At 35.0% G+C, this 16595-nt stretch carries 10 protein-coding genes; 6 read left to right on the top strand and 4 right to left on the bottom strand.

Translation table 11 applies throughout. From position 1 onward, the window contains the following. Positions 1-9: 9 nt before the first annotated feature. Positions 10-774, bottom strand: coding sequence for a DeoR/GlpR family DNA-binding transcription regulator (locus M2373_RS11885; RefSeq protein ID WP_259110897.1), 765 nt, complete (start codon positions 772-774; stop codon positions 10-12). Positions 775-886: 112 nt separating this feature from the next. On the opposite strand from M2373_RS11885, the gene M2373_RS11890 reads away from it, so the two are divergent. From M2373_RS11890 to M2373_RS11915, 6 genes are all read left to right on the top strand, one after another. After that, on the top strand, positions 887-2485 hold the full coding sequence (locus M2373_RS11890) for a glycerol-3-phosphate dehydrogenase/oxidase (protein WP_259110899.1): 1599 nt from the start codon (positions 887-889) through the stop codon (positions 2483-2485). A gap of 7 nt (positions 2486-2492) precedes the next feature. Continuing rightward, positions 2493-3989: a glycerol kinase GlpK gene (gene glpK, locus M2373_RS11895; protein WP_259110903.1), complete on the top strand. Its 1497-nt coding sequence runs from the start codon at positions 2493-2495 to the stop codon at positions 3987-3989. Positions 3990-4007: 18 nt separating this feature from the next. Continuing rightward, positions 4008-4742, top strand: a complete 735-nt coding sequence (locus tag M2373_RS11900; protein ID WP_259110907.1) for an MIP/aquaporin family protein — start codon at positions 4008-4010, stop codon at positions 4740-4742. Between the two features lie 140 nt (positions 4743-4882). Then, positions 4883-5296, top strand: a complete 414-nt coding sequence (locus M2373_RS11905; protein ID WP_259110910.1) for a hypothetical protein — start codon at positions 4883-4885, stop codon at positions 5294-5296. Then, positions 5296-6279 carry a hypothetical protein gene (locus M2373_RS11910; RefSeq protein WP_259110913.1) on the top strand — a complete coding sequence of 328 codons (984 nt, stop codon included), beginning with the start codon at positions 5296-5298 and terminating at the stop codon, positions 6277-6279. Before M2373_RS11905 ends, M2373_RS11910 begins: the two co-directional genes overlap by 1 nt. Before the next feature lie 38 nt (positions 6280-6317). Then, a complete protein-coding gene (locus M2373_RS11915; RefSeq protein WP_259110916.1) occupies positions 6318-9023 on the top strand; it encodes a hypothetical protein in 2706 nt (901 codons plus the stop codon). Between the two features lie 362 nt (positions 9024-9385). Here M2373_RS11915 and M2373_RS11920 read toward each other — a convergent pair whose 3' ends face one another. Genes M2373_RS11920 through M2373_RS11930 form a run of 3 tightly spaced genes read right to left on the bottom strand, consistent with a single transcriptional unit; the run spans position 9386 to position 16592 of the window. After that, positions 9386-9877, bottom strand: a complete 492-nt coding sequence (locus tag M2373_RS11920) for a hypothetical protein (protein ID WP_259110920.1) — start codon at positions 9875-9877, stop codon at positions 9386-9388. Next, positions 9846-13271 (bottom strand): RHS repeat-associated core domain-containing protein, encoded by a 3426-nt coding sequence (locus tag M2373_RS11925; protein WP_259110922.1) that lies wholly within the window; start codon positions 13269-13271, stop codon positions 9846-9848. Before M2373_RS11925 ends, M2373_RS11920 begins: the two co-directional genes overlap by 32 nt. A gap of 6 nt (positions 13272-13277) precedes the next feature. Beyond that, positions 13278-16592 (bottom strand): hypothetical protein, encoded by a 3315-nt coding sequence (locus M2373_RS11930; protein WP_259110926.1) that lies wholly within the window; start codon positions 16590-16592, stop codon positions 13278-13280. Between the last annotated feature and the right edge of the window lie 3 nt (positions 16593-16595).

Consider the following 16595-nt stretch of genomic DNA (forward strand, 5'->3'; position numbering starts at 1 on the left):
AGTTGATTTTTATTTAACAATCACACTCACTCCGATTTCTTCAAGCTTGGCTTTATCTTCATCTAAAATCTTATGATCGGTGATCAGATAATCAATTTTGTCTAAAGGAGCGATTTTACCGAAGCCTTTTTTATTTAATTTAGAAGAATCCGCAAGAATGACAACCTTGTCGGAGCATTCAATCATCAGCTGATTTAAATGAGCTTCCGCAGCATTGGATGTACTGATCCCAAAGTCCATATCGAGGCCGTCTACCCCAAGAAATAATTTGTTACAGGAAAACTGCTTAAGAATAGATTCAGAAATAGAGCCGACGATAGAGGTTGAACTTTTTCTCACCTCGCCTCCCAGTTGAATAATATTAATATTAGGATTATTACAAAGTTCAATAGCAACCCGTAAAGAAGAAGTCAGCACCGTAAGCGGACCAAAGCCGTTCAGCATTCTTGCAAGGTAATGCATCGTTGTTCCGGAAGCCAGAATAATACAATCATTCTCCTGAATTAAAGATAAGGCCGCTTTTGCAATCCTCTGCTTCGCTTCTACATTAATGTTTTCTTTTTCATCAACGTTTTTTTCATAAGCATATCGTACATGTTTACTTGCTCCTCCATGGTTTCTAAAGAGCAATCCCAAACTTTCCAGATAGCTAAGATCCTTTCGAATCGTAACAGATGAAACATTAAACTTTTCACACAATTCCTGAACAAGCACATAGTCTTTCTCATCTATCTCCTTTAGTATATCATTATGTCTTGGCTGCAGTTTTTCCATGAATTCGTTTCTTCAAAAGTATTACTTTTTTTCGAAAGATAAAATTTCATTTATTTTCTTTTTAGTTTCATTTTTAATTTTTACATTTGAAAACGAAACATAACGAAACATTATGAAACGAAATGAAGAACTCAGCAAACTAAACACCGTCAAAGAATGGGACTTTATTGTTATAGGAGGTGGAGCAAGCGGTTTAGGTTCAGCATTGGACGCCACAAGCAGAGGATTCAAAACACTTTTGCTGGAATCTCATGATTTTGCAAAAGCAACGTCAAGCAGAAGTACAAAACTGGTACACGGAGGGGTAAGGTATCTGGCACAGGGGGATATCGGCTTAGTCAAAGAAGCTTTAAAAGAAAGAGGTTTATTGGCTAAAAATGCTGCTCATGTTGTAAAAAATCAATCGTTTATCATTCCTAATTACACCTGGTGGGGTGGAATTTACTATAAGATAGGATTATCAATTTATGATTTTCTTGCCGGAAAACTAAGTTTAGGCAAAACTAAATACATCAGTAAAGCAAAAACAATTGATAAACTGCCTACCATCGAACAAAAAAATCTGGCAAGCGGCGTTGTCTATCAGGACGGACAGTTTGACGATGCCCGACTGGCTATCAATCTTGGGCAGACCATTATTGAAAAAGGCGGAAGCGCTATTAATTATATAAAAGTAATCAGCCTTCTTAAAAATGATGCTGACAAAATTATAGGTGTTGTTGCAGAAGATCAGTTTACTAAAAAACAGTTTCAAATCCGTGCAAAAGTAGTTATCAATGCGACCGGTGTGTTCACAAATGATATCTTAAATATGAATAATCCTAAACATGGAAAATTTGTAGTTCCAAGTCAGGGTATTCATTTGGTTTTAGATAAATCTTTTCTAAAAAGTGACGACGCCATCATGATTCCGAAAACATCAGACGGAAGAGTTCTGTTTGTCGTTCCATGGCACGACAGAGCCTTGGTAGGAACAACAGATACCTTACTCGAAAATGAAAGCTTTGAACCCAGAGCACTGGAAGAAGAAATTAACTTTGTTTTAAATACCGCAAGACAATATTTAGCAAAAAAACCAACCCGTGAAGATGTAAAATCTGTTTTCGCAGGCCTAAGACCTCTTGCTGCTCCAAAAGACGGAAGCAAGAGTACAAAAGAAGTTTCCAGGAGCCATAAAGTGGTTACATCAGAAACAGGACTGGTTTCCATCATCGGCGGAAAATGGACCACCTATCGTAAAATGGCAGAAGACACCATAAATAAAGCCATGGAAATTCACAATTTAGGATTGACAACTTCCAAAACCGAAAATCTTTCCATTCACGGAAATCTAAAGCCCGAGCTTGTTGACAGAAGCAGTCATTTATATGTATACGGCTCGGATATTCCTTTTATAAAAACGTTACAGCAAAGTAATCCTGAATATTCAAAAAAAATCCATCCTGACCATCCTTTCACAATTGGTGAAATTATCTGGGCTGTTCAGAACGAGATGGCAGAAACTATCGAAGATATTTTGGCAAGAAGAGTTCGTTTATTATTTTTGGATGCAAGAGCTGCTATCGACAGTGCGCAGAAAGTAGCTACTATTATAGCAAAAGAGAAAGGGTTATCTGAAGAATGGATCAAAATACAAACTGCCGAATTTATAGATTTAGCAAAAGGATATTTACTGACTCCTTATTCACCAAAAAACATCAATCTAAATTAGACACAATATGCGTGAGAAATTAATTCTTGCTTTAGACCAGGGTACAACTTCGTCCAGAGCTATCTTATTTAATCACAGAGGAGAAACTGAATTCATCTCCCAAAGAAATTTTGAGCAAATTTTCCCTACTCCGGGCTGGGTAGAGCACGACCCGAATGAAATCTGGTCTTCCCAGATTTCTGTAGCTGCAGAAATCATAGCTAAAGCCGGTATTTCAGGTCTGGAAGTAGCCGCCATCGGAATTACCAATCAACGTGAAACCACTGTGGTATGGGACAAAGAAACGGGAGAGCCTGTTTACAATGCCATTGTCTGGCAAGACCGAAGAACATCAAAATATTGTGATGAACTGAAAGAACAGGGCCATGCAGAAATGATCCAGAAAAAGACAGGTCTCGTTTTGGATGCTTATTTTTCTGCAACAAAACTAAAATGGATTCTCGACACTGTAGAAGGAGCTCGCGAAAAGGCAGAAGCAGGAAAATTATGCTTCGGAACAGTCGATACCTGGCTGGTCTGGAAACTGACACGCGGAAAAATGTTTATTACCGATGTTTCTAATGCAAGCAGAACGATGCTTTTAAATATTCACACCTTGGACTGGGATCATGATTTACTAGAACTTTTCAATATCCCGAAATCTATTTTGCCGTCCGTAAAACAAAGCAGCGAAGTCTACGGAGAAACGGCCACTACCCTATTTTCAACAAAAATTCCTATTGCAGGAATTGCAGGAGACCAGCAGGCAGCCTTATTCGGGCAGATGTGTACCAGTCCCGGAATGGTAAAAAACACCTATGGAACAGGCTGTTTCTTATTAATGAATACAGGAAAAGAAGCCGTTTCCTCAAAAAATAATCTGTTGACAACCGTAGCCTGGAAAATCAACGGGGAAGTTAATTATGCTTTAGAAGGAAGTGTTTTCGTGGGCGGAGCCGCAATACAATGGCTTCGAGATGGATTACAGCTCATCAAATCATCCAAAGAAATCAATGACTTAGCAAAAACGGTTGAAGATAACGGTGGCGTTTATTTTGTTCCCGCTCTTACGGGTTTGGGTGCGCCGTACTGGGACCAATACGCAAGAGGAACAATAGTAGGTGTAACCCGGGGAACAACCAACGGGCATATTGCAAGAGCTACACTGGAAGGAATTGCATTTCAGGTATATGATATCGTAAAAGCTATGGAGGCTGATTCCGGAAGAGAAAGTCTTGAGCTAAGAGTAGACGGAGGAGCATCAGCAAGTGACTTATTGATGCAGATCCAGTCAGATTTGTTCGGCTTTAAAATTACAAGACCAAAAACACTTGAAACAACAGCTTTAGGAGCCGCTTACCTTGCCGGGCTCGCAGTGGGCTACTGGAAAAACATTGACGAAATTCAGTCTCAATGGATTGTTGATAAAGATTTCCATCCACAAATGGAAAAAGAAAAAGTTGAAAAAATGGTTAAAACCTGGAGTAAGGCCGTAGAGCGTTCTCAAAACTGGATTGAAGATTAATTTCTAAAAAATATAAGTATGACTCCATTTACAGCAGAATTAATAGGGACAATGCTCATTATTTTATTAGGAAACGGCGTTGTGGCCAATGTCGTTTTAAAAGGTACAAAAGGAAACAATTCCGGTTGGATCGTCATTACCACTGCCTGGGCAATGGCCGTTTTCGTAGGGGTTACCATTGCGGGATCGGTCAGTGGTGCTCATTTAAATCCGGCGGTCACCATCGGATTAGCCGTTGCAGGAAAATTCCCGTGGGAATCTGTACCATCATATATTTCCGCTCAGATGATCGGTGCTATGCTGGGTGCTTTTTTGGTCTGGGTATTTCACAAAGATCATTTTGCCATCACAGAAGATGAAGGCGCAAAACTGGCATGTTTCAGTACAGGTCCGGCCATCAGAAAAGCTTCTTCAAATTTGATCAGTGAAATTATCGGAACTTTTGTACTGGTATTTGTCATTTTTCATTTTGCAGATCCTAATATTACTTTAAATACAGACACGACTGCAAAAATAGGTTTAGGATCCGTGGGTGCTATACCCGTTACTTTTTTGGTCTGGGTAATTGGGTTGTCATTGGGAGGAACTACCGGCTATGCAATCAATCCGGCCCGTGATCTGGGCCCCAGAATAATGCACACCATTTTACCTATTAAAGGAAATAGTGACTGGAGCTACGCATGGATTCCAATTGCAGGTCCGATTATAGGAGCAACTATTGCAGCCGCTTTATATATGGTGTTAACCCATTAATACATTATTTTAAAAAAGATATCCCGCCGTTCTATTTTTGGAGCGGCTTTATTTTTGTAAAACCTTACACCAAGCCAATCACCGTGATTTTACGGTGTAATTTTTGCTTAAATATCTTTAATTTTGACAAAATTTATTATATGAAAAAGCTTTTTAGTTTATTTATTTTATGTTTCAGCATTTTATCGTTTGCGCAGGCAAAAATTCCTTTTACAGGAAAAAGAAGCTTCAACATTTTAGAAGGGTTTGGCGGCAGCGGAACTCCGGCATATTATGTTGATGTAAAGAAAAATGGTGACGTACATTTTGGATACGTACAGGTAAATCAGGCAGACGGAACAGAAACCACAGAAGACATCAACGTTGGAAAATACCATACGGGTGTTATGAAAGTACATTTTAAAAAATTTAATGAAAAGTGGAGCTTTAAGTTCAATAAGGAAAAAATTTATTTTACAGACGATGCCGGAAATATTATGAAATCCGAAGACTGCTGTTCTGTAGCAGAAACCGAAAGCTCAAGCTGTGAATGTGAAGGCGAATTGTTCCAATAATGAGGTATTTCAAATTATCTCTTCTTTCGTTTCTCATTTTACTCTTTTCATGCAACAAGAAAGAGAACCATCCGTACGGTTTTTATTATTGGAAAACCAGGCTTTCGTTGAATGAAACTGAGAAAAAAGTATTGCAAGAGTCTGCCATACCCTATTTATATACACGATTTTTCGATGTTGATAAAATTGACGGAAAATTTCAACCCGTCGGTGTCATTACAAAAGATAAAAGTTTTGAAACCGATAAACAAATCGTTCCGACAGTTTTTATAACAAACAGAACTTTCCTTTATATTACCAAAGAAGAAATAGGCTTCCTGGCGAAAAGTGTTTCGGCTTTAATTCAAAAAAAGACCGATGAATATAAGCTGAAGAATTCCGAAGAAATTCAGATTGACTGTGACTGGACTGCCGGAACCCGCGATGATTATTTTACATTTTTAAAAGAATTAAAAAAGATCTCAGGAAAAGAAATTACGTGTACGCTGCGTCTACATCAGGTAAAAGATAAAAACCTAATGGGAATTCCGCCTGTTTCAAAAGTTTATCTGATGTGCTACTCCACTTCTTCACCTTTGGAAAATTCGGATAAAAATTCTATTCTGGATGTGAACATTCTGAAAAATTATCTTTCAAAACTGGAAGACTATCCTATCAAAAAAATTGAAGTGGCGTTACCTATTTATTCGTGGGGCATCGTTACCAATCATCTGGAAAAGCATAAACTCATTAATGCTTTATCTAAAAAAGATCTGGAGAACCCAAACTTAAAAAAAATATCAGAAAAGGAAGTGGAAGTACTGAAAGACGGATTCTATTTTGGAAATTATTTAAACAAGGGGTTCAGAATAAAAATTGAAGAAATCTCCGATCAGCATCTTGTGGAAGTTGTTGATTTTCTGGAGAAAAAAATACAGCATTTCAATATCATTTATTATCAATTAGATAGTAAATTTGTAAGTAACCAGAATTTTAATTTTTAAAATTCTATCATAAAACTCAAAAAAACACCGCTCATTATATGAAAAAGTATATTCTTTCATTAGCCGTAGTCTCTCTTTTTTATACAAAATCCGATGCCTGCGCATGGTCTGATCCGGATTATGAATACTTTAATCTCTTTACCCAAAGTATTATTAAAGATAAATCTTATCTCCCTTTTTTACACAGCTACTCTACCCGGTTCTACACTGATTATAAAACCTCTCAAATTCCTGATGAGAATATAGAATCGTGGAAAAAATATTTCAATAATCAACTGAGCTATTCCGAGATTGATTACCTGGTGTATAAAATGAGCATGAATGACCTCAATGATTTAAAGAAAGGAACATCCATCAATCAGTTATTCCAAAAACTCGGTGCAGGGTCTTATCAAAAATACCATGAAGGAATCGATTATCTGATTGAAGCCAAATACCTGGAGCCTTTTATGAGAATTAATTTCGTGGAGAATGAGAATTCATTTTACTATGGAGGCAACCAAACCGATAAAAATGCCACCCAGCTTGATTATAACAAAACAATTGCTGCATTAACCTCTTTATACAATGCAGCACAAAATCCGGAAATCAAGCAGCGATATGGGTACCAACTTGTTCGTTTCAATCATTATACCCGAAATTATGACGCCGCTACCCAGGCTTTCAAAACCTATATTGAACCAATAAAACTGAGAAGCAGTGTTTATTATATGGCTTTAGACCAGCTTGCCGGAGCACAAAGAGGCCTGCAAATGAATAATGATGCCAACTGGAATTTTTTCCAGGTTTTTATGAACAGTAAAAGCCGTAAAGAATCGGCTTTTGTATCGATGAAACTCTCTGATACTGCTTCATTTAATAATATTATGAAGCGGGCAGGCACGAATGAAGAAAAGAATATGGCTTATTTTCTTTTAGGTTATGAAGACTTCAACAACCCGATTCCTATTATGGAAAAAATGTATGCCATCAATCCGGACTCGGAGATGTTGAAAGTAATGGCTGTGCGAAGCATCAATGAGCTGGAAAGAAGTTATCTCCCGATCTATTATTATAATTCCAATGAAACAGGCAGATATGCCGGATATAAAACTACATCCGCAAAGAAATCAGAAAACACAAAGTCTGAAGTAACAGAGGTAAAACAGGAAAAACTTTCTTTCTGGCAGAAAATTGTACGATTCTTTAAAAAGCTTTTCGGAATAAAATCTGATCCTAAAACCGATGACAGTAAATCTGATCAAAGTGATGATGAACTGCTTAACAATCCGGACAGAATTCCTTTTTATACTAAAAATAATTATTGGTATGATGAAAAAACAAAGGATTATCTGGACGACTTAGAGAAATTCACAGAAAAGACCAAAGAAAAATCAAAAGATGAATACTGGCAAATTGCAGACGCCTATTTAAAATTCCTTAAAAAAGATTATAAAGCAAGCACCGAAATTTTAAATGATATTAAAACCAGTAATCCTGAATATCTGGAAGAAATTAAAAGAATGAAAGTTCTTAATGATATTGTATCTCAACCAAAGATCGATGCAGCATATGAAGATCATCTGATGAAAGATTACCCCGAATATTTTGTAGAAAAAGAGGTTAAAAAAGACACCACGACAACGGATGAATATGATTACTACGGAACGGTTCCTTCAACAGCAGATTTCCTGAAAGATGTAATGGCCAACCGCTATTTCTTACAGGGTGAAGATGGAAAATCATTTTTAATGAACAATAAACTTTCTGATCTGCAGTACAATCCGAATTCAAGCCTGGTAAAAAGTGTTGAAGAATTCTACAGAAAACCCAACAAAACTCAGTTTGAGCAACAGATCATTGCCAAGAACATGGATGATGTGGGAAATATCGAAGGATTTTTTGCGCTGATTTACGGCGACCGGGCTATGAGGCTTGCTGATTTTGAGAAAGCAAAATCTTATTATCAGAAAGCAAAAGACTTCAGTGGAATTCCAAGGTCAGAATGGAATACTGATGCGAAGAAAGTCATGCCTGTTCAATACAAAACTACTCAATATAACGGATATGCAAATGTTTCCGATCTTGTGTTTGGTCACAATGTATGGGAAAGCTATCAAAGTGATGAACAAACGAGCATGGCGAAAGAAGATTATTCACAATTTCCATTCATCAAACCATCAATGGATAAACTGGAATTGGCAGATGCTCTTATTCAATTGAAGAAACTGGGTACAGGAAAAGATGAGAAAGCAGCCAAAGCCAATCAGCTGATCGGAAACCTTTTATATAATACTTCAATTTTAGGATACTACAGACAGCTGTTTGTCATGGATATTGATAATTCCAATGGAGGAAAATATGATTTTTGGAATACAGACCGAAAAAATCCGTATCAGTATTATTATAAAAACTTCCTCGATACCTCTTATATCGAACCAGATAATTTTGATCTTGCGCTAAATTATTATAAAAAAGCTTTGGATGTCTCTACAAACAAAGAACAAAAAGCAAGAATACTGTTCCAGATGGCAAGTGCCGAACAAGGAAAGTATTATCAGTATGAAGCCAAAAATCCAGTCAAAATTGATTATTCAGATCCTAAATACTCCGAGAAAACAGATGCTCATCAAAAAGAAATGGACAATCGGAAAAATCAAAAGTTCAGAACCTATTTTGCATTATTAAAAACTCAGTATTCCGATACGGAAACAGCAAAGAACTTAATGGGAAGCTGCTCTTATTTTGATTACTTTATGAAGTAATTTGAGCTTAAATGATAGAATCCGTCTCAGCGCTTTGCTGAGGCGGATTTTTTATAATAGGACCTTGTAGATTGCACAGTTTTTTAATCTAAGGCACGAACAGGGATTATCTATTCACTGATTCTTTTGATAAAAAGAACTGGAGAAAGAATTAAGGATTTGAAACAACTTGAAGAGAGTAATACACAAACACTTTGTGATTAATAGATATCTTATTCAGGATTGCAAAGCTAGAAAACGTATTTGTAAAAATATTGTAGTACTATAAAAACACAAAACCCAACGCGATTGCGGTGGGCTATTTTTTATCTGCTCATGGATTATAAATCCGCGAGATCGGAGATTTCAAGCAAACTTCACATCTAGTCTGTTTCAATTAATTTAAAGTCCTTATCAAAAAGATAACTCTTGCTATTTGAATCAATAATTAATCCTTGAACTATTTGGGGTTTGTTTAATTTAAAATTGGTATTAGATTTTAATTTGCATATTTTTTTTAAAAGAATTTCTTTCATTTTATCATTATTTGCTGATAATACCATGCTAAAATCTTTATATTTTTTATAAATGTCAGTCTCATTTAATAAACCTCCGTATTGATATGTAATACTTGTTATTCCTAACCGGAAATTATAAAATTCACATTCATTACCACTACACTCCTTTAAATCTAAAAGAATTACGTTATTCTTAGGGTTAAAATTTATTTTTTTTTCTTTAGATTCATTAATAAATTCATCAATATAAGTGTTAAGCGTAATTTCTTTTGTATGCTGAGATTTAAAAAGTACTGCAAAAAATAAAAAGATACAGTATTTTATTTTATTTTGAAAAAGAAGCTCCATTGCTGTCATAATCTACATATTTATATTGTTTTGAATACATTCTAAATTTTATATCTTTATATTCTGGTTTTAAAGTGTTATAATAATCACAACCTCCAGATGCTCTACAATTAAAATCATTAATCATAAACTGGTTTTTCACTTTAGAATAAAAATATCCACTAGGAGCAACATCTCCTAACCCAGGATGATTATGATCTTGAGCAAATAACTTACTTGGAAAAAAATGATCTCCATTTACTGAAAAATTACTCATACCAAAATCTTTTGGATCAACAGCTGAAGCAGCAGGCAAATGTAATGTAGATATTACAGAAAAAATATTATTTTTTTGAGATAAATAAGATCCATTTGATGATTCTACATCTGTATTATTATAAAAATAATTTGCTACCTCTAAAGCTTTTTCAGTGTTATTATAAAACCTTAATGTTGTCATTTTATTTGAAGTATTTCCTTCCGAATCTTTTACAGTTTTTTTTAATGGAACTTCTTCTTTAATTTTTTCAATATCTCCTTGTTTACCGACATCAATACCTCCATCATTATCTTTTTTCAAATTACCATTACTGTCAAAATTTTTAGACGCATAAATCACATCTCTTTCAGAAGAAGCTTTCCAAATTAAATTTCCTTTTTTATTTAGCTCATAAATATCTGTTCCTTGCCTTCCATCCGGATCAATAAATCTAATGGGATTATTAAATGCATAATTATAAGGTGACCATCTTCTCATCTTCTCCGCCAACGGATCCACGACACCCCATCTACCCAAATCAGGCATATAAAATCTTGCCCCATAATCGTACATGCCCGTCTCCTGCAATTCCTTACCATTATACTTATAATTATAATCAGGATTTCCACTTAAGACATTATATCCCTGATGTTTTAATCCAAAAGGATAGTAATTACTTTCTTCAATAATATCAACTCCACTAGCTGTATCACTGCTACTTTTAGTATAACTCAGTCTTACGTTTCCTAAATGATCTGTATAATTGTAAATATACTTATTATTTTCAAAATTAAAATAACCTTCGGAGGTTGGAATAAACTTCAGGGTTGGAGAAGGAGCTGCACAACCGATACAGCCTATTCCCTGGCCCTCAAGTATATACTGGAAACCATCAAGATAATCTGTGGCAGACTCGCTATAGTTGATATTTCCCTGATCATCCCGTTTATAATAACTGTATATTTTTTTCAGTTTTGTTCCATCAGCCCTATAAAGATAAGATGTTCTGTTACCAAAAGGACTTTGCATATTATTTACCGTCACCAGATCAGGTAAGCTCAGAAAATTATATTTGATTTCATTTATTCCTTTGTCTAAATGCTTGATCATATTCCCATTATCATCGTAGGTAATGGTATTTCCACCTCCGGGATATCCTGAAGGATTCATGGTGGCATCGGTAACTGAAGTCAGTCTGTTTCCTGAGTAGTTATAAGTTAAAATATCAATTCCCTCATAGCCTCCGGATGGGTTTTTAGTATTTCTCCATAAATTGGTGATATTCCCATTAAGATCATAAGCGGCTTCTTCATTATAAAAATTACTATAAGGTATCGAGGTCATAGGTTCACGGTAATGAGCCATAGTTAATCTGTTTAAACTATCATAATTATAATCATACCTTCTCAAAACTCCGTCATTGGAAGTTTTCCAGTCAATTTCAAGAATATTCCCGTTATATCTGCCTCCCATAATAGAAGTACTGGTTGGGTTCTGATATTTCATTTCATACCCGAATAAATGATTTCCTAAGTTCGCCGGATCATTGATCTTAGTCATCCAACCCCGGATGTTGTATGCATAATCAATACTTTGAAGATTATTTCCTACTTTTTTATTGGTCAGCTGAGAGAGCTCATTATAATTATTTTCAGCCAATAATTCCCCCGGATTATTACCTACATAATGCCAGTGTTTTTTAACTCTGTTTTGATGATCGTATTCAAACACTTCTGTAATGCCTGTTTCGGTATCACCTGCCAGTCTTTTATGATAGGTATTGGTCTGAAGGACGGTGCCCGCAAAATCAAGTTTATTATTAACAACGGTATATCCTCCCAAATGATTCTCACTTCTTGAACCAAAACTTCTTCCTTTGGTATCATACCAAGTATAAGTTTTGGTCCAGTTATCATCTTCAATATTCTTGACATAGCTTGCCACTGGCAAACCTTTCGTTGACACGGCATTTGAATGATTATCAGTCAATAACTCCTGTGAGAATACATTGGTTACTGCAGGTGAGCCCGCAGGATAAGTATCATAGTACGTAACTGAGAGTGCTGTATCAAAATACGGGAAGCTGTCATTGGAATAATAGATCTGCATTCCGTTTTTTGTAAATCCGGCAGCGTTTCTATACTCTGTAAGAATAAGATTATTACCAATCGCAGTCTGCATATCGTTTCTGTCCGTTCCCGAAACACGTCCTGTGATGATTGGTCTTCCCAATTGGTCATATTTGGTAAAAAGCCATTTGCTTTGCGCTCTTAAATTAGCATCTTGGGTAAAGATCAAACGATCCGCTTTGTCATACACCATATGCTCCCAACCTTTGCCTGGAATTTTCTTTTCAACGAGTCTACCTCTTCCGTCATATCGGTATTCATAAGCAAGAGCCTGTTGATCACTCAAATCCCATGTCTGTTTTTTAGATAGTAAAGGGGGAATTACCCATGCCAGCTGATTATACTCATTGTATACATAATAAGTATCAACATTTTCTGTGCCGTTGATTTTTCTGACTAATACAACCTGTCCCTGACCGTTTTTAAACTCAATGGTTTTGTTTCCATCTTCATCGGTTACGGTGTTTTTGTATAGTTGATTGGCTCCGTAATTCCCTCCATAATTAATGGTAGATTTAGTTGCATTGTTTTCCCATGTTGTTGTGGTGGTATACTTAATAACCTCACCTGTAATATTGGCATCATAATCATATTTTACGGGTTTATTACTCCAATCCGTTCCCACCTGAATTTGCTGCTGAACTCTGTCTAACGGGGAGTTTGCCAGTACTTTTTCTGCATAGATCTTTTCTGATCCATACGATGCAGAAGCATTTGCCAATGGAGTTGGAGCAATAGCTCCGTTTAATGTTTGAGATTGCGGAACAGGAAGGTAGTCTTTGGTCTGTCTTCCGAATGCATCATATTCGATATGGCTTACTACATCTTTTCCTAAGGGTGATGCTTTGACATTCACCACCTGTTTCGCTCGCCCTAAACCATCAAAATACTGGACCACCTCCGAGGTTTTAGTTGCCGTAGATCCGTTGTAATCTAAATACGTTTTACTATAAACATAGTTTTCTGTCGTAGAAAGCTGACCATACATTATATTGGATAGAAGTATTGCGCCTATTGGGATTAATATTTTTTTCATCGGGTCTTAGTTTTTATAATTGTACTTGAATTCTTTTAATAATTTCCCTGTTTGGTTACCTTCTCTAATTTCCATTAACCTGTTGGCTGTATCATACAAGTAAACTTCACGGATTCCTGATGGTGGAGTAATACTTCGCACTCCAATCAAAGGATCGTAAGTATAGGTTGTTATCTGATAATTTGATAAACTGTTTCTGAATGTTTTTAAGGCATCTAAAAAGGTTGTCTCATCGTTGTTTCTTCCCGCCAAAGCATCCGTATCGGACGCAGTAATAATTGCAGAGGCTAAACTTTGTACCTGAGTGTAGGTGGCTCCTTCGATCTTGGCAATGGGCTGAGTCTGATTGTATCCCCAAATAATAGCTACTGGAACACCATCTTTTGTGGTATATTGTTGTAAGTTACCTTTGGAATCATACAAGTCATAGGTTACTTCTGTGGTTGCAGAAGTTGGATTTTGTAAATCATATGACTTTACAGATAGCGGTAATACTAAACCAGATGATTTTGTATTGGCTTCCGATTGGTTTAAAGGATAAATGGTCTCTGATTTTCCTAATGTTTTTGTAACACCTCCAATGGTTTGGGTTGTGGTGGTTTCTAATGGAACGCCTATCATGTTTTTATCAATCATAAGCAGGTTGCCTTTCTCATGAGCATATTGGTATGAAGCTTCCTTAATTATACCTTCTGGTGAAGTGCTTTTTTGTTTGCTTAATTGATAATGAGATGGATTATTGTAATCATTATTAACTTTAAATTCAATTATTTGTCCATTAATAGTTTCTTTTGTAATAGATTCAATTAATTTTGAAAAGCCATAATAGTTCTGATAAAAAGTATAAGATATATTTGGAATCGGACCATCATGTGGATTGTAAATATATCCATTATTTAAAGCGAAATTCTGTTTAAATATAAATGATATTATTGAATTCTGAACAAAGTTATATTTGTGCTGTGTTTCTTGAAAAATCCTGAAATCATTATTATTAAAACTATATTGTTTCTCATTTTGCAACAAACCTCTCTTAACCTGACCGCTATTACTATGCGGAGCATCTAATACTGGAGGGTCATATAAATAAGAATCTGTATCGCCTTCATATGTGTAGTTTCTTTCAATAGCTTTATGTCCATCTACCAATTCTGTAATGTTATTATAAAATATTTTATTAGTTCTATCATTAAAATCACCAATAATATTGTCTTTATAAAATCGATATGTAGGAATTGAAGTAACAGAAATTGCTTCTCCTTGACTGGATGGATTACATTCTAATAAACAATTTCTTTTTGTCATTAAATATTCAAATAGCTTAGGTGTGGTTGAATTGGTAATACTTGTTTTCTGTGATAATCTGTTTTCTAATTTATTATAGTAGAATAAACGTGTATAAGAACCGTTTTCAGTATTGTTTTCTTCTATTTTTTTTACTCTGCTTCCTCCATAATGTTTTAATAAATCAACTGTTTCTGTTCGAGAATTGTAATATACAGAAGCTGCTCCATCTATTCTTCCAAGATAAGAAGTTACTGAATATTTTACTTCATACTGGTGACCAGATATAGTACTAACAGGGCAAGTAAGCTCAGTAGGAATAGCTGTTAAACATAAATCTTTATTTGCTACAATACTTTGAGAGTATTTTGAGTTTTTACTTCTAACAACTGTACCTGTAGCTAAATCTGTAATTTGTATTCCATGTATCTCATGAAGATTATCTGGTTCACCACAATTAGAGTAATCAGTTGAAGCATACGCTGAATAGCTGATTGGTGAGCCATTAGATGTAAATGTAAATGACTTGCTGACTGTCTTTGCTCCTACACAATTTCTTGTTGCCTCTAATCCTACACTTTCAACTTCTTCCACTTGTGTTGGAGTTATAGAACTATTTGATTCATAGGTTATTTCAGAATACCCTCCAGTAGGATAATAGATTCTTTTTAAATTTCCATAATAAGTTCTAGTTGGTTCTACTTCTTTATTTGCAGAAGCATATCCATTAGTTTTATTTAAAATAATATTGGGTACTTTGCCAGATATATCAGCAAAAGGAGTTTGATTACTTTTACCATTGGAGTAACCATAGAAATCTGTTGCTAAACTAAATCTTGCAGGAATACTTTCTTTTGAATAATATTCAAATTTATATTTTTGATTAGAAACAATATCATTTATATTATTTAAAAAATGACGGTTAACCGTACTTTGTTCATTAAATGGTAATTCATAATACGTTACTGCTGCACCAGCATTTACATCATCATAGCTTAATTGAAAATTCTTTACGATTTGATTATTTTTCTTTGAAAGAATAGAAATTGAGGTAAGAAGTTTTCCATCACCATTTATATAATCTTTTCTCTCTTTGTTATAATCAAAATTAATTTTAACAATATCATCATCAATACTCAATAATCTAGGTTTTAATGACACTGTTGTGGTTTTATTTTTTGTAATCCCACTATTTTCATAAGTATTGGGAACACAGCAGCTTTCTGAAACAGTAAAAGATGCTCCCATAGAAGAATAGTAATTTGTTTGCTCTACTGAATAATCGAAATTGATTACTTGATTTCTATTGGTAATAACTTTAGCCAGATACCATCCCGAAGTGTAATATTTATCTGGTCCTTTATAGTTAATTCTTGACCTTTCCATAAACTTTTCTTCACCTCCAAAAAAATATTTATTTCCTTGATTATCAATGAGAGTAAATTCTAAATTTTTCCCATATTGTGTAACAATTGTTGTTTTATCACTAATTAAAAGCTTTGACCCATCTCCTCCGTTATAGTGAACGTTTAAATTTTTATCTATATAAAATTGAGCCGAGAGTCCATTAGAAAGTGAAAAGCTAAACCAATCATACTCTGTATCTATTGAGTTATCAGGCTGAGCAGCAGTTTTAATAGTGTTAGCATCGTTATTAACATCTATTGTATTAGGAAACCAAACAGATGAGGATGTTTCGTCTTGTTCGTCTCTTACAATTCTTGAAATTGCACCTCCTGCAACTAATTGCCAGGACATGCCTAAATTACCTCCAATATCATCCACTTTAACTCCACTATTATATCCTAAACTTATTGGTATATTAATGCCTGTATTTATGTTATATATTGGAAAATTGTATGTAAATTCTCCCGAAGGAGAATTGTTAAAATCTAAGCTGTAAGTACTTATTTTATAAGTTTCGGAAGTTGGAGGTTTTATATCTGGTAATGATTTGTCGATATTATTTTGTGCCTTCAGATTACTATTTATGGTAATCATGCAAAGTATTGCTATGGGTAAATATTTTTTTCTCATTAG

It is taken from the genome of Chryseobacterium sp. JUb7, assembly GCF_024806495.1.
In the GTDB taxonomy this organism is placed as follows: Bacteria; Bacteroidota; Bacteroidia; order Flavobacteriales; family Weeksellaceae; genus Chryseobacterium.